Raw genomic sequence first — 20,061 nt, 5'->3', positions numbered from 1 at the left:
ACTACTGCGAGTTTTTCAGCTTTAAATATTCATCAAATGATAAAGTATCACTTTGCTCTTTTATTTTTTGTTTTTCAAGCGATAAATGATGTTGTTGAACAAAATCATTATCTGTTAATAAAGTTAAAGGTTCTGAAATAAGCTGCCTTTTATATTGGTTAGCTAAAGCTACCCCAAACTTTGATGTACCTAGATCGCTAATTGCTTGTAGCGTCCTTGCTGATAAAGTTAACTCAGGTTGTTCAAACATCAAATCCAAACGTTCACAGACCTTACGGTAATGTTGATGACCATTTTGGTGATCTAAAACATCGGCAACACGAAGTAAATCTTTAAATAATTCGTGCCCTACTTTGGACAAAGGTTCTCGATAACTATCACAACCTATACTAATTTCAAGCCCCGGCTTTCGCCCTTCAATAATTACTTTATTCCAATTCATCTTAGCACACTCAAGTTCTTGGCTACTCATTTCTGGAGCTGGAGCTAATGCACACCAAATCAAAAATAAATCAATAAAACGAATTTGTTCTTCAGTAATACCTATTGGTGAGAAAGGATTAACATCAAGCGCACGTACTTCAATATACTCAATTCCACCACGTAAGAGCGCATCTGAAGGTGTTTCATTTGCTCTGGTCACTCGTTTAGGGCGAATTGGTCCATAAAACTCATTTTCTATTTGTAAAATATTATCATTTAATTGGCGATATTGACCATTTACTTTAATACCTAATTTACTAAACTCAGCAGATTTAGTATGAGTTGCACGTTTCAATCCCGCTACATAAGAATCCAAATGATTAAAAGTAATACCTAATTGTTTCTGAGCACTATTCGTATAACCGATATCGCTTAACCTTAACGAAGTTGCATAAGGTAGATAACAATTACCATTTGTTTGCTCAATGAAGGATTTGGCTTTTTCTGGATCTTGAATAAATGGAGAACATATTGATGGCGAAGCACCAAATAAATACGGAATTACCCAGCCAAAACGATAATAATTGCGAATCAAGGTAAAATAACCTTCAGATATTATAGTTTTACCTTCTTCAATATTTTTGATACCGTTTCTTGCCTGCCAAAACGCGGTAGGTAATGAAAAATTATAATGTACTCCAGAAATCGTTTGCATCATTGCGCCATAGCGGTTTTTTAACCCTTCACGGTATAGCGTTTTAAATCGCCCTTCATTGGAAGTACCATATTGGGCTAAAATAATGTCATCTTCATTTGCAAGAAAACAAGGCATACTTAATGGCCACAACATTTCATCTCCAATGCTTATGCTAGCATAACGATGCAAATCACGTAAAAAAGACAGCATATAATCAATATTGGTATTAACTGGTGTAATAAACTCTAACATTGATTCAGCAAAATCAGTTGTTATCCAAGGATGAGTTAACGCTGCCCCAATTTTTGAAGGAAAGGAAGTTTTCGACAATGATCCATCAGGTAAAATACGCAAAGTTTCACGTTCTAAACCTCGTTGAATCCCCTGTAAAATAGTATAATGTTTTTCTAACCAACTAAGCGCTTTGGAAACATCAGGAATCATAATCTAGCTTTTCCTAATTTAATTATTTATAGCATTAATATTATCATAATTTACTAGTTACTATAGATGATTTTGATATTTTAAGAATAGCTGAAATGAACAAAAGCATTTCAAAAACTAAATAAAAAAATAACTCTATCTATTTCAATAGGTAAAAATAAAACTCACAACATACATTTTTATCTATTTCATAGATAGGATTAGTTAATTGCAATTAAAATAATGATAAATTGATACATTAAAGCAGTTTATTTTTGCATATGATCTTTTTTTTCTAACAAAATTAAAACTTCCATATGTGCGGTATGGGGGAACATATCAAATAATTTTGATTTGGTAATTTGATAATCATTTAACAACTTTAAATCCTCAACAAGCGAAGATAAGTTACAACTTGAATATAAAATATAGTTTGGTTTCATCTCTTCAAGATACTGGATTAATTGCTTCCCTGCTCCTCGTCTTGGTGGATTTAACAAAACTAAATCAGGGATATTCTGATTGGTAATCGCATATTGAGTAGCATCTAATGATTTAAAAAATATTTGCTTATAACCGAGTTCGTTAGCTGATTTTGTTGCGCATTCAATTGCATCTGAATTTATTTCAATTCCTGTTAATTGAACATCATTTTTTGATAAATTATTCAAGCAATGTAAACCAAATCCACCCACACCGCAAAAAAGATCCCAAATCGAATGTATATTCAAATCGGTGACCCAGTCACTTGCTGTTTGATAAAGATTGGAGGCAACATCGGTATTTGTCTGAAAAAAGCTTTTAGGCTTTATAAAAAGAGGAATATTATTTAATGTTATTGATAGAAAAGAATTATTGGTTAAAACTATCTCTTCATCCCCTTCTAATATAGCTGAATGATTAGGTTGAATATTAATTGAAACAACTTGCAGATTTTGAATTTTATCTTGTAATTGATTAAAAGAATTCTTAATTTTTTCAAAAAATTTTGGTGACTTCAAAACAAATCGCAACATAAAACTACTTATTCCATCACAAATACTCTCAGTGATAATAACGAATTTTAGCTCTCCTTTTCGCTTATTGATATTGTAAGGCACTAATCCTTGTTTTCTGATATATGTTCTTACAATTTTTAGAATATTTTGCATATTGTTAGAGTAAAGAGGACAATCACATAGATCAATAGCTTGATCACCTGTTTGAATACCTAATATGGGTTTTTCAACTGTACCTAATACAGCCATTTTAGCTTTATTACGAAAAGCATGTTTTTTACTTGCCAAAGGCTCTTTAATTTCTTTAGGATTAAATTCACTTAGCTGCTCAATTAGCATTGTTTGCTTTTGTTCTAATTGTATTTGATAAGGATGGTCAAGCCAATGACATGATAAACATTTTTTTTGTTGATAATAGCTACATTGCATCGTAAAAACCTCTTTTTATAATTAATTATTATATACCTAATCAACCTTAATAATCAGTAGTTTTAGTTATATATACTGTTTCAGCGTTACAGTAAGTGGAATTAAAATCGATTTAATATGAATCATATACTTAATTAATCACTTCCATTTATTTGACGAAATAACGGTATATGATAGGATATGTTCATTAACATTACAGGAACAATTTAATGTCTATTAAGTTAAAAACCCCAGAAGAAATCGAAAAAATGCGTATAGCAGGCAAACTCGCTGCTGAAGTTTTAGAAATAATAGAGCCTTATGTTAAACCTGGTATTACTACAGGTGAACTAGACAAGATCTGTTATGAACATATAGTCAATGTCCAAAAAGCTATTCCGGCTAATATAGGTTATCACGGTTATCAACACACTAGTTGTATTTCAATTAATGATGTGGTTTGTCATGGTATTCCAAGTTTTGATAAAAAGTTAAAAGATGGCGATATTCTAAATATTGATGTGACAGTCATTAAAGATGGTTTTCATGGCGACACATCTAGAATGTACATTGCTGGTAAGCCAACTATCACAGGTGAAAAATTATGCCAAGTTACACAAGAGAGCCTTTACGAGGCGATTAAAATTATCAAACCTGGCATTCGTTTAAAGGAAATTGGTAAAACAATTCAAAAATATGTTGAAAAGTTTGGCTTTTCATCAGTACGTGAATACTGTGGTCATGGAATTGGAAAAGTTTATCATGATGAACCACAAGTATTACATTATGATGCTGATGATGGTGGTGTAATTTTAAAACCAGGCATGACCTTTACAATTGAACCAATGGTCAATACGGGTGATTGGCGTACTCGAACGATGAAAGATGGTTGGACAGTTAAAACCAAAGATCATGGACTTTCGGCTCAATATGAACACACTATCTTAGTTACTGAAAATGGCGTTGAAGTTTTAACATTGCGCAGTAACGAAGATTTTCCTCGCATTATCGAACACTAAATAAAATGGCTTCAACAATAGTTTATGATTGAAGCCATTTTATTAAATTTCATAAATCTTAATATAATAAAGTATACAATTTACGTCGATAACTGCTGGCCAACGGATTACTTGTTCCTAATGCGGCTAGTAAATCAAGTAATGTTTTCTTTACTTGCCCATCACCGGCGTTAAGATCTTTTGTCAGCGGTTTAAATAACAGCTCTAATGCTTCCTCATGACGTCCTACATGCATTAATTGTGAAGATAATTGAATCATTAGTTCAACATTATCAGGATGTTGAGCAAACTCTGATTGCAATTGCTGTAACTCAGGCGAGTTAGCTGCTTGTTCAAGTAGTTCAATTTCGGCTTGTAATCCGTGATAACTTGAATCTTGATCTTGTAGAGGAATAGTTGCAAGTACTTCTTTTGCTTCACTTAGCTGTTTAAGTTCAATTTGTGATTTCACTAACATTAATGCAATATCTGTTCTTGGTTTCCCCAAATGATCGGTAAGTGATTTCCAAGCTTGACGTAAAAGTGGTAATGCTTCTTCATATTTAGCTTCATGAAATAAATTTTGAGCTTCAATTAATTTAAGTTCATCTTCATTTGGTAATACTTTTTCTAAAAAAGCTTTAATGGTTTCTTCAGATTGAGGTCCTTGAAAGCCATCTATAGGTTGACCATCTTTAAATAAATAAACAGTAGGAATAGCACGTAAACCAAATTGTGCTGCTAACATTTGCTCTTCATCACAATTAACACTAGCTAAAATAAATTGCCCATGGTGTTTATTAGCAAGCTTTGTTAATGTTTGTGTCATAGCTTCATAATCTGGGCTTCTTGAAGACCAAAAATAAAATAATACGGGATATTTAGATGAACCTTCTATAACTTCTTGAAAGTTTTGTTGATTAACTTCAAAAATAAATTGATTTTGCATATTGTGTCCTAAGAATATTTTGATTCATTATTTATTAATTAAAATTCTATCCATTAATTTATCAGGAAGCAAACGTTTAGCAAATGCAGCAAGCTTGGTTACCTTTGTTACCCTGTAACGTATTTTAGGCGCTGAATGCTCTAACGCATCAAATAAACATGGTAATATGGCTTCCGGTGATAACGTAAATCGCTTAGCTATCGGTGGATTTTTAATAATATTTGATTGTTCCGTTTGATTCACATTTTGTGAAAAATGAGTTTTTAACGGACCTGGCTCAATTAAGCAAACTTTGACATTGGTATCAGCTAATTCTAATCTCAAAACGTCAGACCAAGCTTCTAAGGCATACTTACTTGCTGAATAAGCACCTCTACCAGGAGTTGCAACAATACCGACAATTGAACTTGTTTGAATAATACGGCCTTCATTTTGTTCAAGCATGGCAGGAAGTAGTAACTGCGTTAACTGATGTACTCCAAAAAAATTAGTTGAAAATTGCGATTCTAGCTGCTCTCGGCTAATTGTTTTTAATCGCCCATACAGACCAAATCCCGCATTATTAAATAACGCATATAATTTTCCACCAGTTAATGCTAATACTTCCTTAGCAGCTTGTTTAACGGAATTAGAATCATCTAAATCAAGTAATACCGTTTCAAAGCCTTGTTCAATCAAATGTTGCTGATCAGATGCCTTGCGACAAGATGCAATAACACGATAACCTCGTTTTTTTAATGCAATGGCTGAAATAAGTCCTATCCCGCTTGAACAGCCAGTAATAAAAATTGTCTTCAATTTTTATCTCCATTTTACTCACATATTGTCAAGTTAATCTACTGCAATTATGATATCACACCTAAATAGAAGTTACCGTAAGTAAAAGAAAGAGGATTGTATGAAAATCGCTATTATTGCCGCAATGGAAGAAGAAGTTGCTATATTAAAAAGTAAAATTACCCATTATCAAATTGAACGCCATTTAGGTTGCGATTTTCACCTTGGGCAAATTGCTGGTTGTGAAATAGTTCTACTTCAATCAGGCATTGGTAAAGTAGCCGCAGCTTCAGGCACAACATTATTATTAAATAATTACAAGGTTGATGCCGTTATTAATACGGGTTCAGCTGGAGGACTTTCAACCGAACTCAATATTGGTGACATTATCGTATCAAAAGACGTATTTTATCATGATGTCGATTTAACCGCTTTTGGTTATAAACCAGGACAAATGTCCGGTTGCCCAGTTGTATTTGAAGCAAGCCAACAATATCAATCATTAGCCAAATCATGTATAAAAAAACAAGGTGTTAATGCAGTTGAAGGATCAATTGGTAGTGGTGATACATTTATTAATGGTAAAGATACATTAGAACGAATCAAACAAACCTTTCCAAATGCCATAGCGGTAGAAATGGAAGCCGCAGCAATTGGGCATGTCTGCTGGCTATTTAAGGTACCGTTTGTAGTAGTAAGAGCAATTTCAGATAATGGTGATAATGAATCTGCAATGGATTTCCAGTCATTTTTAAAACTCGCAGCAAAACAGTCTTCCTTAATTGTTGAATCGATGTTAAGCGAGCTAGCCTGAACTATTTTAAAAAATAGCATACTGAAATCACAAACAATATTCACTAAACAAGGGCTGACGCCAACCAGTTAGTATTTCTGGTACGTCACCTTTTTTATCAATTTTCCATTTAATATATTGATTAATTAATCGGCGCGAAAGCAGTAAATCTTGATTAAGCCCTGTTTTTGATGAAATGATTTGAGCCGCTTTTTTTAATTCATCCGAGATCTTCTTGAAATCGGGATAAGTATTAATTCTACGAATAAGTGGTACCTCGGGTATCGGTTCGGATAAAATATCGAGAATTTTCTGCCCATATAAGCGAATTTCTTTTCCTTTCATTCCTAATTTATCTAGTTCAGCTAATGATGACGGCAAATACCGTGCAATCTTCCACAAAACCTCTTCATGTATGACAAAATTTAAAGCTATATCTTGTTGTTTTGCCAATTGGTATCGGAAACGTGCAATTTTAAATAATTGTCCTAAATTTTTGCCTTTTAATTGCCAACTATTTTTAATAGTTAAATAGGCATCATCAGGGGACATCACTTCACTTTTACGCGCAATCACCATTTGGCATTCTTGGTAAGCAGCATCTAACCAATTTTGATCAGCTAATAGCATTTTCAATTTTTCCATTAATGGAAAAAGATAAAGCACATCATTAATAGCATATTGGCATTGTTTCTCGGTAAGGGGACGTTTTAACCAATCAGTACGAGTTTCACTTTTATCAAGATCAACGCCTAAATATTTTTTAGCTAAACTAGCATAACCACTACTTAACGGATTATCTAAAAAAGAAGCCAATATTTGACTATCAATTATCGAGGAAGGAATACAATTAAAATGATGCAAAAAAACCTCAATATCTTCACTGCAAGAATGAAAATATTTTTCAATCATAGGATCATTTAATATAGCTTCAAAAGCTTGCCAATCAGTGATAGAAATGGGATCGATAAGTGCCGCAAATTCACCATTAAAAATCTGTAATAATCCCAAATGCGGATAAAATGTTCGAGTTCTAACAAACTCAGTATCTAAAGCTATAGCGGAACTATTGTTGATTTTTAAACAATAATTCACTAATTGTTCATTATTAGTAATAAATTGATAAGTCAAAATCACTTCCTATTTAGTTTCATATTTTAATTTATCTACTTTTTTATCGAAGCTCGCATCAATAACCACAATTTCAGAACGAGTCATAAAACGAATCGGCAAACTACCAAAACCATATCCATTACTTACAATACTGGTAAAGTGGTGCTGGATATCTTGATACATACCATAAGCATTTTTATACATTAAATCAGCCAAAAAGTTAACGGGGAAAATCTGCCCACCATGTGTATGACCAGAAATCATCAAATCAACGCCTAAATTAGCTGGTTCAGCAAGATCCTTAGGTTGGTGATCAAGCAAAATAATTGGCGAAGAAGTATCTGAAAAAAGCATCAGATCAGAAAGTGAAGCACGGGTAACCTCATATGATGACGATGAAAAATCGTCTCGACCAATTAGTGTTATGCCTAAATCATTCAAATAGATAATATCATCTTTCAATACATTCATATTGGCTTGTTTAAAAGCTGTGATAAGATTTTGCTCCTTATCCTTTTCACCTTTAGTTTCCAAGTATTCATGATTGCCAAATATAACATATGTCCCATATTTAGATTTTAATTCTTTCATTTGCTGATTAAATTCATCTTTAACGAAAGGACTCAATTTTTTATCGATAGTATCGCCTGTAATAACAATAAAATCTGCATTAAGCTCATTGACTTTATTAACCATTTGTTGAATAAACTTGTGCCGTGTCATTTCGTTAATATGAATATCACTTAATTGAACAATTCGTAAATGATCCGCATTCGCTTGTTTATTGATTTTAACTTGATAATGAACAATTTTTGAATTTGTTGCCATTTGATTACCGAAAATAAAAATCACAGCAGTACAACCAAGATAGACAGAGCTCAACATAAAATCGGGTTTAAATTTTTTTTTACTTAACAAATAAATAGCATCAAAAATTAATGAGGTGTAAACTAAACAAACAATCAAAGCAACTAACAGAGAAAAATAACTGGTAAAATTAATAAATAATTTAGAAAGTAAAAAAGCGATACCTAGCGCAAATATCCCTAGCCAATAGACAATTAGAAAAAAACCACTTAAATTAAGATCTAACCAAAATTGCAAACGCTTTCCTAAATAAACAGCAATAAAAACACACACCAAACATGTTAAAACAACTACAAAATTCATAAAGTCACATCAAATAAACATAAAAAGTGTTATCATAACAGAATTATTTTTTTGATAGTATCAATAACTTCTATGGGTTTTAAAAAAGATCAATTATTTTCTGCGCCTATCGATAAATTAGGTGATTGGACTTTTGATGAAAAAGTAGCTGAAGTATTTCCTGACATGGTTCAACGATCCGTTCCAGGCTATTCTAATATTATTTCAATGATTGGCATGTTAGCCGAACGGTTTGTACAACCCAATTCGACTATTTATGATTTAGGCTGTTCACTTGGAGCAGCTACATTGTCTATTCGTCGTAATGTTACGCAAGATAACTGTCATATTATCGCTGTTGATAATTCTCCACCAATGGTTGAACGTTGTAAGCGCCATATAGAATCATATAAATCCAAAACACCTGTAGATGTTATTTGCGATGATATTTGTAATATCAATATGCAAAATGCATCAATGGTGGTACTCAATTTTACGTTACAATTTTTAAGTCCTGAAAATCGGCAACATGTTTTAACTCAAATTTATAATGCGCTAAATCCAAATGGCATATTAGTATTGTCAGAAAAGTTTAATTTTTCAGATCTCACCATAAATGAATTATTGTTCAATATGCACCACGACTTCAAACGTGCAAATGGCTATAGTGAACTTGAAATCAGTCAAAAACGAAATATGTTAGAAAACGTCATGCTAACTGACACGATAGATACCCACAAAGAACGCCTTTATAATGCAGGTTTTGAACATATAGATACCTGGTTCCAATGTTTTAATTTTGGCTCTATCATTGCCATAAAATAACGTTTTAATTTAGTGTAATTGAATAAGGAAACAAGAATGATTGATTTTGGTGATTTTTACCAGATTATAGCAAAAAGTAAACTTAGCAGCTGGTTAGAAGTATTACCAGCTCAGCTTGCGAGTTGGCAACGACAAAATATCGACAATCGTTTTAACCAATGGTTAAATAGCATTAAGCATTTACCTTCTATTGAACCTTATCAAATTGACTTATTACACAGTGTAACAACCTATTCAGATGAGCCATTGTCTACTGGTGAACAACAACGTATTACCCAATTACTCAAAAATATGATGCCATGGCGTAAAGGACCTTTTCACTTATATGGTATTCATGTTGATACCGAATGGCGTTCAGACTGGAAATGGGAACGTTTAATCAATCATATTGATAATTTAAAAGGAAAAACAGTATTAGATGTTGGCTGTAACAGTGGTTATCATTTATGGAGAATGGTAGGAGCTGGGGCTAAACTGGCTATAGGTATTGATCCTATGGCGCTTTATTTATGTCAATTTGAAGCTATCCGCAAACTATTAGGCAATGATCAACGTGCTCACTTTTTACCGCTTGGTATTGAAGCCTTACCTAAACTTAATGCTTTTGATACTGTATTTTCAATGGGCGTATTATATCACAGACGATCACCACTCGATCACCTATTCCAATTGAAAGATCAACTTGTTGAAGGTGGGCAATTGGTTTTAGAAACATTAGTCATTGACGGCAATGAACATCAAGCATTTATGCCGGGTGAACGTTATGCGCAAATGCGTAATGTTTATTTTATTCCGTCAGTACCAACAATGATTAACTGGCTACAGAAATGTGGCTTTATGAATGTCAAAATGGTTGATATATCGCTAACCAGCGTGGATGAACAACGAAAAACAGAATGGATGACATCTGATTCACTTGCTGACTTTTTAGATCCTAATGATTCAAGCAAAACAGTTGAAGGCTACCCTGCTCCAATGCGGGCGGTTTTTATTGCTAGAAATAAATAAACAACGAAAAGAATATAATTAAAAACAGTTTAGAAAGTGAGCTTAGCAAAGTAAAAATATTGCTGTTAAATGCCCCAAGACATAAAAAGTACACAAAAAAGAAAACGGGTTAAAAACCCGTTTTTTATAGGATGAAATAAAAAGATAATCCCTAAAACATCAGATATCTTTTATAAAAGATTCCATTAAAAATAAATGAAAAATGCCTTAGTTAGCTAATAAAATCAAATAAGGTGATATATTTAAATCTTTATTACACACCAGGAATAGTAAATTCCATAATAAGCAATAATGTTGGCAGAATAAATATTGATAACACTGTTGAAGCAAAGAAAATACTTGACGCATGTTCTTGTTCAACATTCCAATTGTAAGCCAAAATAACCGCAGTTGATGCAGTAGGCATTGCCAATAAGAAAACTAATGCTTCAGCATCTTTGCCTGTTATTCCAAAAAGATATACAGCGAAAAGCGCAACCACAGGTGTTAAAAAACTTTTTAACAAAATATTAATTACCAATGCTCTGGAAAAATTCAATTTAACACCATAAATACCAACTCCAACTGCAAGTAATGATATAAAGTTACAAGCACCTGATGTAATTTCAAAAGTATCCATGACAAATTTTGGTAACCAAGTAGTAGTACCATTAGTCGAACTTACAATTAACCCCAGAATAACGGCTAAAAACATAGGTTTCATTAGTGAGCTTTTCACAGCACTTAATACCATATCGGCAGTTACTTTACCGCCAGATATTTTTGTATCGCATAACTCTAATAAGAAAATGGTTATTGGAATCAATGATAACGCCACAACAAAGTTAGCTATCGCAACAAAAATAGTTGAAGATGCACCTAACATTAAAGTTAAAAATGGTACTCCCATTCCCCCCATATTAGGGAAACAACATAACATTGAGCTCATCGCTGTTGATTTTAATTCTTTATGCAAGATGTATTTATTAGTTAAAAAACAAATTATCCACAAAAAAGACATTGCGCAGAAAAAAGTAACCATCCAAATACCATTAAATATTTCCGATGGTTTGGCATGTGACGTATGTACAAAAAGTAAAGCTGGAAATACAAAATTTGATACAAGTCCAGACAATAATTTCTTAGAATCTTTCGTAAATATCTTTTGTTGTACACACAACCAACCAAGAAAAATTAATAAAAATACCGGAAGACAAGAACTTACTACTTGTCCAACTGCTGACCAGATTAGATTCATTTTTTAAAACTCCTAAAATAATATTACTTAAAATACAAATTCGGTAACGATTCGGTAACTTTGGACTAGATTTTCTATTTATGACCGAGCAAAAATAAGGGGTAACAAAATCGAATATACGCTATTAATTACAAAACTACATTCCACCTTGTTTAAAACTTGAGATAACTTAACGCTATTTGATTTTTAGCGTATTTAAATAAAGACATTATTAATATTACAACTCTTGGCATATTTAAACGTCAAATATCATCACTTAGAAAATATTATACTTATTCTTCTCAACCTTGTGTAAAACAAGAAAGACTAACTTACTTAAAAAAGCAAAAAACATAAAAAATTTATTTGATAAAAATCAAAAAAATAAATTTTATCTATAAAAAACAATAGTCAATTAAACAAAAAGAATAAGTGTTAAATTATGGTAAAAATCAATATGTTAACTATTTTATCTAAATGGTACTTTTTTATACGATATCTTTGATCATAAAAAATACCACTACTAAAGATAACAAACTGACTAATTTATACATTTACTTTGATACTTAAAATTAACGTTATTAGTGATTATATATATAGCAGTGAATAAATAATTCAAGTTATTGTGAATTATGTTTTAAATTAATTAATAAAAATCTAATATAATGTAAATTATTTATGGAGCATTGTAAAATAGGTAATATAAATTTCATCAATTAGTTGGCTGTTATTATTTCTCCTCATCGCACTTTAATCCTTCATAATATAAAACAGCGAGATCAACACGATTGCTCATAGGAAACAACCGATGTGGTCACATCATGTTTAGCCACCCACAACAAACCTAGCTTCATTTTCCTAGGTAAACACGATATCTGAATCTGGTATTAATAACTTATTTGATTTCGATAGTTTTTTATCTATCTTGGCTTTTGCCGTTTGCACCACAATATTATTATGCCTAAAAGCTCGAACATCTAAATAAGTTTCTCTATCGCCAGTATCCTTCATTAACTTTTTTCAAGTGTCCTGCTTTTTTTCCTTTGTCATAAAAATTTCTTTACAGCCTTTATTTAAATAAAGCTTACTTGACTACCATTCTTTATTTATTAGTTCGTTAGTCGTGTAAATGCATAATCTGTTCTCTTTCATCAACCACCGCTTTGATTTTTTCATTAGCCAGTAGATTGCCATACCGTAGCGTCATGAAAGTAAAAATACTTTGATTGCTTCGATTTGTTAATCCATGAGAATATCCCCCTGTAATAAGTACTCGCCAATTTGATTAGATCAATTTAGGTTATCTCTTTGCTAAGCTTGGGTATTGTTGTCAAGTAATACTATTCTTGGTTCGAGCACAATTTAATAGTCTTGATCACTAGATTAAATTCCGTAATCACACCGTAAAGTGTTTTAGTTTTATCAAGCGCATTAAATCAACTTATTTTACTCTGTTGTGGCAATAGGTTTTGTGTATGAAATAATACTGAAATATTTGTTGAAGACTCCAACACATCAATTGACAAAGAATATTGATTAATATGCAATTTTGCTAACTATTGAAGTAAGGGTATTGGCAAATATTTCCTTCATATCAATTTTCGTTTCCTTGTATGCATAAAAATATGATGGTGATTAACTAATTTGTGTAAGGTAATATACGATTTTTTTAAACAGTCAATATTTTTTCATATAATTATAAAATTGATCTATTAATTTAGATAGAGTAGCAATTAGGACAGTAATTAAATTATAGAATGTGATTTTTTAAGTACAAAATCCAAATATTTTAAATACTGTACTTTGTCGTTTTTATTATTAATTTCCTTACGATCCCATATTGACAATTGAACTGCGAAAACGCTTTAAAGCAATTAAAAAGAACACGGTACCAATTGCCAATAACCAAGCAAATGATGTCCAAACTACCTCTATGCCGGCACCGCGATACAGTATTGCCTGCCCTAATTCAACAAAATGAGTGGTTGGAGCAATTAACATAATATTTTGAACGATTTCTGGCATGCTTTCTTTAGGAGTACTGCCGCCAGATAACATTTGTAGCGGCAGTAAAACTAAAATAAGTAACATTGCAAATTGAGCGGTGGATTTTGCAATTGTTGCCATAAAAATACCAAGTGACGTTGTCACAAAAAGATGTAGTGCCGCACCGATAAGAAATAATGATAGTGATCCAACAATAGGAACATTGAGCCAACCTTTTACAACAACCAAAAGGGCAATCCAAGTTGATATTAATACCACAAGCCCCATTGACCAAATTTTTGATACCATAATTTCAAAGGGAGTAACTGGCATGGCAAGAAGATGGTCAATTGTGCCATGTTCACGTTCTTTCATTAAAGCAGCGCCCGTCAAGATTATCGATAATGTTGTTACAATATTGATAATTTCCATTACCGAACCAAACCAAGAACGAGTTAAATTTGGGTTAAATACTGTGTGAACTTGAATATTAACTGGTAAATTTGTTGTATTGCTATAAAGGTTTACATATTCACTCACTTCGCCAGTAATAATTTGAGTAATATAGCCATTACCTACAAAAGCTTGCCCCATTCGTGTTGCATCAATATTAAGTTGAATTTTAGGGCTTTGGTTATTAAGTACATCACGTTGAAAATTAGGTGGAATATTAAGGGCAAACGTGTAGCTATCCGTATCCATTCCACGGTCAACATCATCCATCGAGAATAATTTAACTGGCTTGTTAAACATTGGGGGATAAAAAGCCGCAATAATTTGCCTAGATAGTGGTGAATCATCTTCATCTACAATTGCAATAGATGCATGATGCAATGAATCAGATGTTGCGGTTGCAGCAGTATAGATGTCAAAAGTAAAGCAGTAAGCGATTAATAGTAGCATGATTGGGTCACGTAATAATCCCCATAACTCTTTTATGCCTAAACGATAAATATTGATTAAACTTTGCATAATATCTACCCTTCCTGCTTTTTAAGAAGAAAAATACTGGCACCAAGCACAATCGGTATTGTTATTAATAAAGCAAATATGGAATTATGCAAATCGATAAAGCCAAGTGCTTTGTTAAATACACCTCTTGCGATGATCAGCATGTGGGTAGTTGGATAAACTTCACCAATGTAACGCCCTCCACCTTCTAATGATGCAACTGGATTAAGTAAGCCAGAAAATTGAATCGCAGGTAACATAGTGCCCACACACGTTAAAAAGATAACCGCAATTTGGCTACGTGTTATGGTTGAAGCCAATAAACCTAGCCCCGTTGAAATAATGCAATAAGTAAAAGCAGCAAGGCATAAAGTAAACAAACTTCCTTTTATCGGTACACCAAATATTGTGATTGCCATAACGAGCAATAATAAAAAGCTAAACATGGAAATAATAATATAAGGTACTTGTTTACCTAACAAAAATTCGGCTTTAGTTACTGGGGTTACATATAAATTGATGATTGATCCCATTTCTTTTTCACGCACAACAGATAACGCAGCAAGCATCGAAGGGATCATTAATAATAAAATTGGAATAATAGCTGGTACCATTGAAGGTAAGCTTTTAATATCAGGATTATAACGATAACGAGTTTCTATATTCGCTAAACTTGTGGGTACTTTTCCTGTCGTTTCTTTTATTTTTTCATTTAACCAATTAAGGTGCATGCCTTGGACATAACCTTTAATGGTTTCAGCACGCATTGGCATAGCTCCGTCAATCCAAATACCAACATCAACAGGATCACCTCGCTTTATATCTCGACCAAAATTGGGGGGAATTTCAATAGCTAATGCAATATTATTACTGCGTAAACGAGCATCCATATTGTTATAATCAGTTATCGGTGCTTTTTCAATAAAATAGCGTTTAGAGCCAGCTAAGTTAAGAGAGTAATTTTCACTAATTACTGTGTGATCGCGGTCAAGCACCGCAAAGCGTAATTCTTCAACATCCATGGTAATGCCATACCCCATAACCAACATTAAAATTGCTGCTCCTAATAACGCTAATAAGGCTCGCAATGGATCACGAGATAATTCCAATGTTTCACGCCATAAACAACCTATCATACGGGTAAAACTAAATCCTTTTAAGAGAAAATTTTGTGAAGCTGTTTGGGAGGAATTATTGGTTGTTGTTTTTAGAGTCACTTCGGTGGATTGTTTTTCTTCATTACTATCATCAGCACCTGCATCAATAAGATATTGAATAAAAGCATCTTCTAATGTTTTAGCCTTTTTTGAACTGATGATATTATCAGGCGTGTCGCTTGCTAATACTTTGCCTGCATGCATTAACGAAATTCTATCACACCTTGCAGCCTCATTCATAAAATGAGTTGTGATAAACACTGTTACTTTATCTTTCCTAGAAAGTTCGATAATTAAACGCCAAAAGTCATCACGAGCAATGGGGTCGACGCCTGATGTTGGTTCATCAAGGATAAGTATTTGTGGATTATGTACAACTGCAACTGACAATGAAAGTCGTTGTTTTACCCCTAAAGGTAAACTATCGGGCAAATCTTGTGCGTTTTGTTCTAAACCAAAACGCCTCAGTAATTCTTCAATGCGAGCAGGTATTTTACTTTCTTCAATACCGAACAGGCGTGCATGTAGAACTAAATTTTGTTTGACCGTTAACTCACTATATAAAGAAAATGCCTGAGACATATACCCCAAATGACGCCTAACGTTAATATCACTAGCGTCAACAGGTTTACCAAATAACCATGCTTCTCCTGATGAAATCGGTAATAAACCCGTTAACATTTTCATGGTGGTTGATTTACCGCAGCCATTTGAACCTAAAAAACCAAATATTTCACCTTGTTTAATTGAAAAATTAACATGATCAACTGCAATAAAATTACCAAACTGTTTAGTTAAATCTTTTGCTTCTATGGCTGTTTGCAAATCTTTATTAAGATCTAAAGGTGGAATTTCGACAGTTTGATAACCTTGTCTAGCGCTTTCTGGCATTAGCTGAATAAATGCATCATCTAAATTATCTTTTCCTGTCTTAGCTAGTAAGGATTTTGGTGTACCAGTTTCAAGAATCTTACCGCCATACATCGCCACCAACCAATCAAAATTTTGTGCTTCGTCCATATATGCTGTTGCAACAATCACGCTCATTTGTGGTCTTTGTTTACGAATTTTGTTAATTAACTGCCAAAATTGAGCTCTTGAAAGTGGATCTACGCCAGTTGTAGGTTCATCAAGAATTAACAAATCAGGATCGTGGATTAAAGCCGAACATAAGCTAACTTTTTGCTTCATACCACCAGATAGTCGCCCTGCTGGTCTTGATAAAAATGGGGATAACCCAGTACTATGCGTTAATTCATCAATACGGCGACGACGCTCAGCAGCATCATTACCAAACAGACGAGCAAAAAATTGCAAATTTTCTTCAACGGATAAAGTAGGATAAAGGTTTTTGCCCAATCCTTGCGGCATATAAGCAATACGTGTGCAAACATTTTTACGGTGTATTTTATCTTTCATATCACCATCAAGCACATATACTAAACCATCTTGAATAACATGCGCACCAGCAATTAATGATAATAAACTTGATTTTCCAACACCGTCTGGTCCTATCAATCCAACCATACATCTTGGTGGTATAGCTAAAGTGATATTATCAAGAGCAAGGTTCTTCTTATAATACAGCGATACATCACTAACTTTTACCACTGCATCGTCGAGCGATTTAGCTTCGGTTGATAAAGCTAAATCCTTATTGTCGGATTCTGACATATGCTATCCCTAATTATTTTGTTGGACATTTTGCAACATCAGATAAGCCAGACGGCCACGGAGCTTTTGAATCAAGTTTTACCCAAGCCACACCCGGCAAGCCTGTTTTTACTTGATTAATAAAGCATTTTAATAATTCAGGGCTTAATTGCGCTTTTACTCTAAACATCAATTTCTGACGCTCATCTTTAGTTTCAACTGTTTTAGGAGTAAATTGCGCAACGCTTGATACAAACGATATTTTGGCAGAAATTGCTTTATCTGGTAGTGCATCTAAAATCAATCTCACTTCATCACCAATACCCACTTTACCTGCGACTGTTTCAGGTAAAAAGAATGTGAGATAAACATCATACAAATTAACTAAATTTAATACTTTTCCGCCTGAAGGTAAAACTTCGCCTAATTGTGCAATTCGGTATTGAATACGACCGTCAACAGGGGCATTTAAAGTACTATCATCGATATCAGCTTGAATTCTTCTAATATTAGCACTTGCAACATTGATTGCCGATGTGGCGCTATCAACACCGGCTTGGGCCACAGCAATTGCAGCATCAGCGGCAGTAACTTGTGATTTGGCAGAATCTAATGCTGCTTTAGCATTGTTTACTTTAGCTGTATCATCATCAAATTGTTGAATAGATATTGCCCCTTTTTGATATAGGGCAGCAGTTCGTTGTAGATGTTTTGAGGCAATATCTAAGTCACTTTCCTTTTGGCTTACACCTGCTTGTGCTGCAACTTTATCACTCATTTTTAATGCCACTTGCGCTTTAGCACTTGCTTCATTGCTAACCGCTTGGCGATATTGAGCTTGAGCTTCATTAAGTTGTGCTTGTAAGGTATCAGTTTGCATGACGACTAAAGCTTGACCTGCTTTAACAAAATCGCCCTCATCAACATTAATTTTTTCTATTCTACCGGCTAATTTAGCTGAAATATTGATTTCAGTCGCTTCAATACGTCCATTGCCACTAATAAAATCTGAACCATACCCATCAGTTTTTAATTGCTGCCATAAAATAAAAATAATAGCAATAATAACAACTACAATAACAATCCACTTCCTGCTTATGTTTTTCATATAACACCTTATTTTAAAAAATTTATAACAAATTTTAACGCAACAATAAATCGTCATAGGTTGTTTAACTTTATTGTTTAAATAGTATCAAATGTTTATGACAAATAAAATCCGTTCATAAAACAAACGCAATAAAAGCTAAAAAAAGATTAAATATAGTGTAATTAAATCAATAAAATTAAGAGATAGGCAAATGAAAAGGCAAATGTTATGCTTATAACATTTAAAAAAGCATATCTTCGATCATTTAAAGGTAATTTTATGGCTCTCCCTTCATTTTTAACCCTTTATAACGAACTAATTTCAACACCAACCATTAGCAATATTACCAATGAAAAAATGGATTATTCTAATCAACCTTTGATCAACAAATTAGCTGCATGGTTTGAAGATTTAGGTTTTGTTATTGATATTCAACCAGTTCCTAATACTCGTCATAAATATAATATGCTTGCTACTTATTCAAACAGCGAAAATAAAACCAAAGGCGGTTTATTGTTAAGTGGACATACTGATACTGTCCCTTTTGATGAAGGGCAATGGACTAAAGATCCCTTTAAATTAACTGAAGATAACAATAAGTTATATGGATTAGGTTCTGCCGATATGAAAGGCTTTTTTGCTTTTATTCTAGATGCACTGCGTGATATTGATCTTAAAAAACTCACTAACCCTATTTATGTTTTGGCAACGGCTGATGAAGAGACCACAATGGCAGGCGCTTCATTTTTTGCCAAAAATACCCAACTGCAACCTGATTGCACAATTATTGGGGAACCAACATCGTTAATACCAATCCGTGCACATAAGGGCTTTATCTCCAATTCGATAAAAGTGATTGGCAAATCAGGGCATTCGAGCGATCCCGATAAAGGTATTAATGCTATCGAAGTCATGAATTTAGTCATTGAACGCTTGTTAATATTAAAACAAAAATTTAAAGAACAATATCATAATGATGGTTTCAGTGTACCTTATCCTACCCTAAATTTAGGCGTTATCCATGGTGGAGATGCAGCCAACCGTATCTGTGGTTGTTGTGAGCTTGTCATTGATATTCGTGTATTACCCGATAATAATGTCGATTCAGTTCATAATGCACTTTGTGAAGCATTACAGCCCGTCATGGATAAATACCCAAATCGAATTGCTATTGAATATGAGGTTGCTCCAATTCCAGGCTATGAATGTAAAAAAGATCACCCAGCCTTAAAACATATTGAAAAATTGGTAGATCATAATGCTGAAACGGTTAACTATAGCACCGAAGCACCTTATCTAAACCAAATTTCGCCAACGATTGTATTAGGACCTGGATCTATTGAACAAGCACATCAACCCGATGAATTTATTTCAATGGAGTTTTTAAAACCGACAAAATCAACTATAGAAAGGCTAATTAGAGATTTTTGTCTTTAATCTCTTTTTT

Annotated in this window: 15 protein-coding genes; 5 read left to right on the top strand and 10 right to left on the bottom strand. The window is 33.2% G+C overall.

All coding sequences use genetic code 11. The annotated features are described in order from the left end of the window. Position 1: 1 nt before the first annotated feature. Both gshA and rlmC read right to left on the bottom strand, forming a co-directional pair. Entirely contained in the window at positions 2-1,564 is a 1,563-nt protein-coding gene (gene gshA / locus A9G48_RS06690; RefSeq protein WP_034945662.1) for a glutamate--cysteine ligase, read from the bottom strand. A gap of 248 nt (positions 1,565-1,812) precedes the next feature. Next, on the bottom strand, positions 1,813-2,970 hold the full coding sequence (gene rlmC / locus A9G48_RS06685; RefSeq protein ID WP_034945666.1) for a 23S rRNA (uracil(747)-C(5))-methyltransferase RlmC: 1,158 nt from the start codon (positions 2,968-2,970) through the stop codon (positions 1,813-1,815). Between the two features lie 209 nt (positions 2,971-3,179). On the opposite strand from rlmC, the gene map reads away from it, so the two are divergent. Continuing rightward, positions 3,180-3,968: a type I methionyl aminopeptidase gene (map, locus tag A9G48_RS06680; RefSeq protein ID WP_034945669.1), complete on the top strand. Its 789-nt coding sequence runs from the start codon at positions 3,180-3,182 to the stop codon at positions 3,966-3,968. 58 nt (positions 3,969-4,026) lie between these two features. On the opposite strand, the gene A9G48_RS06675 is transcribed toward map, so the two are convergent. Together A9G48_RS06675 and A9G48_RS06670 are read right to left on the bottom strand one after the other, a co-directional pair. Next, positions 4,027-4,896, bottom strand: coding sequence for a co-chaperone YbbN (locus A9G48_RS06675; RefSeq protein ID WP_034945671.1), 870 nt, complete (start codon positions 4,894-4,896; stop codon positions 4,027-4,029). Positions 4,897-4,923: 27 nt separating this feature from the next. Continuing rightward, entirely contained in the window at positions 4,924-5,694 is a 771-nt protein-coding gene (locus tag A9G48_RS06670) for an SDR family oxidoreductase (protein WP_034945672.1), read from the bottom strand. Positions 5,695-5,794: 100 nt separating this feature from the next. Here A9G48_RS06670 and A9G48_RS06665 point away from each other — a divergent pair, with 100 nt between their 5' ends. Then, positions 5,795-6,487, top strand: a complete 693-nt coding sequence (locus tag A9G48_RS06665; RefSeq protein ID WP_034945673.1) for a 5'-methylthioadenosine/adenosylhomocysteine nucleosidase — start codon at positions 5,795-5,797, stop codon at positions 6,485-6,487. Positions 6,488-6,514: 27 nt separating this feature from the next. On the opposite strand, the gene rnd is transcribed toward A9G48_RS06665, so the two are convergent. After that, positions 6,515-7,597 carry a ribonuclease D gene (rnd, locus tag A9G48_RS06660; protein ID WP_034945675.1) on the bottom strand — a complete coding sequence of 361 codons (1,083 nt, stop codon included), beginning with the start codon at positions 7,595-7,597 and terminating at the stop codon, positions 6,515-6,517. Between the two features lie 9 nt (positions 7,598-7,606). Then, the gene (locus A9G48_RS06655; protein ID WP_034945678.1) at positions 7,607-8,749 is read right to left on the bottom strand and encodes a metallophosphoesterase; all 1,143 of its coding nucleotides are present in this window, start codon (positions 8,747-8,749) and stop codon (positions 7,607-7,609) included. A 72-nt stretch (positions 8,750-8,821) separates the two neighbouring features. Between A9G48_RS06655 and cmoA the strand changes: the two genes are divergently transcribed. Beyond that, complete coding sequence (cmoA, locus tag A9G48_RS06650; RefSeq protein ID WP_034945681.1) at positions 8,822-9,553, top strand: carboxy-S-adenosyl-L-methionine synthase CmoA; 732 nt, start codon at positions 8,822-8,824, stop codon at positions 9,551-9,553. Positions 9,554-9,589: 36 nt separating this feature from the next. Continuing rightward, positions 9,590-10,561 carry a tRNA 5-methoxyuridine(34)/uridine 5-oxyacetic acid(34) synthase CmoB gene (gene cmoB, locus A9G48_RS06645; protein ID WP_034945684.1) on the top strand — a complete coding sequence of 324 codons (972 nt, stop codon included), beginning with the start codon at positions 9,590-9,592 and terminating at the stop codon, positions 10,559-10,561. A gap of 253 nt (positions 10,562-10,814) precedes the next feature. On the opposite strand, the gene A9G48_RS06640 is transcribed toward cmoB, so the two are convergent. The 4 genes from A9G48_RS06640 to A9G48_RS06625 all read right to left on the bottom strand — a co-directional run bounded on the left by A9G48_RS06640 (position 10,815) and on the right by A9G48_RS06625 (position 18,632). Then, positions 10,815-11,798 (bottom strand): AEC family transporter, encoded by a 984-nt coding sequence (locus A9G48_RS06640; protein WP_034945687.1) that lies wholly within the window; start codon positions 11,796-11,798, stop codon positions 10,815-10,817. A gap of 1,806 nt (positions 11,799-13,604) precedes the next feature. Continuing rightward, positions 13,605-14,735 (bottom strand): ABC transporter permease, encoded by a 1,131-nt coding sequence (locus A9G48_RS06635; RefSeq protein WP_065575986.1) that lies wholly within the window; start codon positions 14,733-14,735, stop codon positions 13,605-13,607. Between the two features lie 5 nt (positions 14,736-14,740). Next, on the bottom strand, positions 14,741-17,545 hold the full coding sequence (gene rbbA / locus A9G48_RS06630; RefSeq protein WP_065575985.1) for a ribosome-associated ATPase/putative transporter RbbA: 2,805 nt from the start codon (positions 17,543-17,545) through the stop codon (positions 14,741-14,743). 13 nt (positions 17,546-17,558) lie between these two features. Further along, entirely contained in the window at positions 17,559-18,632 is a 1,074-nt protein-coding gene (locus A9G48_RS06625; RefSeq protein WP_034945694.1) for an HlyD family secretion protein, read from the bottom strand. Between the two features lie 261 nt (positions 18,633-18,893). On the opposite strand from A9G48_RS06625, the gene argE reads away from it, so the two are divergent. Beyond that, the gene (argE, locus tag A9G48_RS06620) at positions 18,894-20,051 is read left to right on the top strand and encodes an acetylornithine deacetylase (RefSeq protein WP_034946217.1); all 1,158 of its coding nucleotides are present in this window, start codon (positions 18,894-18,896) and stop codon (positions 20,049-20,051) included. Positions 20,052-20,061 lie beyond the last annotated feature (10 nt).

The organism is Gilliamella sp. wkB18 (assembly GCF_001690875.1).
Classification (GTDB): Bacteria; Pseudomonadota; Gammaproteobacteria; order Enterobacterales; family Orbaceae; genus Gilliamella; species Gilliamella apicola_A.
The sequence above is the reverse complement of the archived record's forward strand: the minus strand, read 5'-3'. Positions and strand labels throughout refer to the sequence as shown.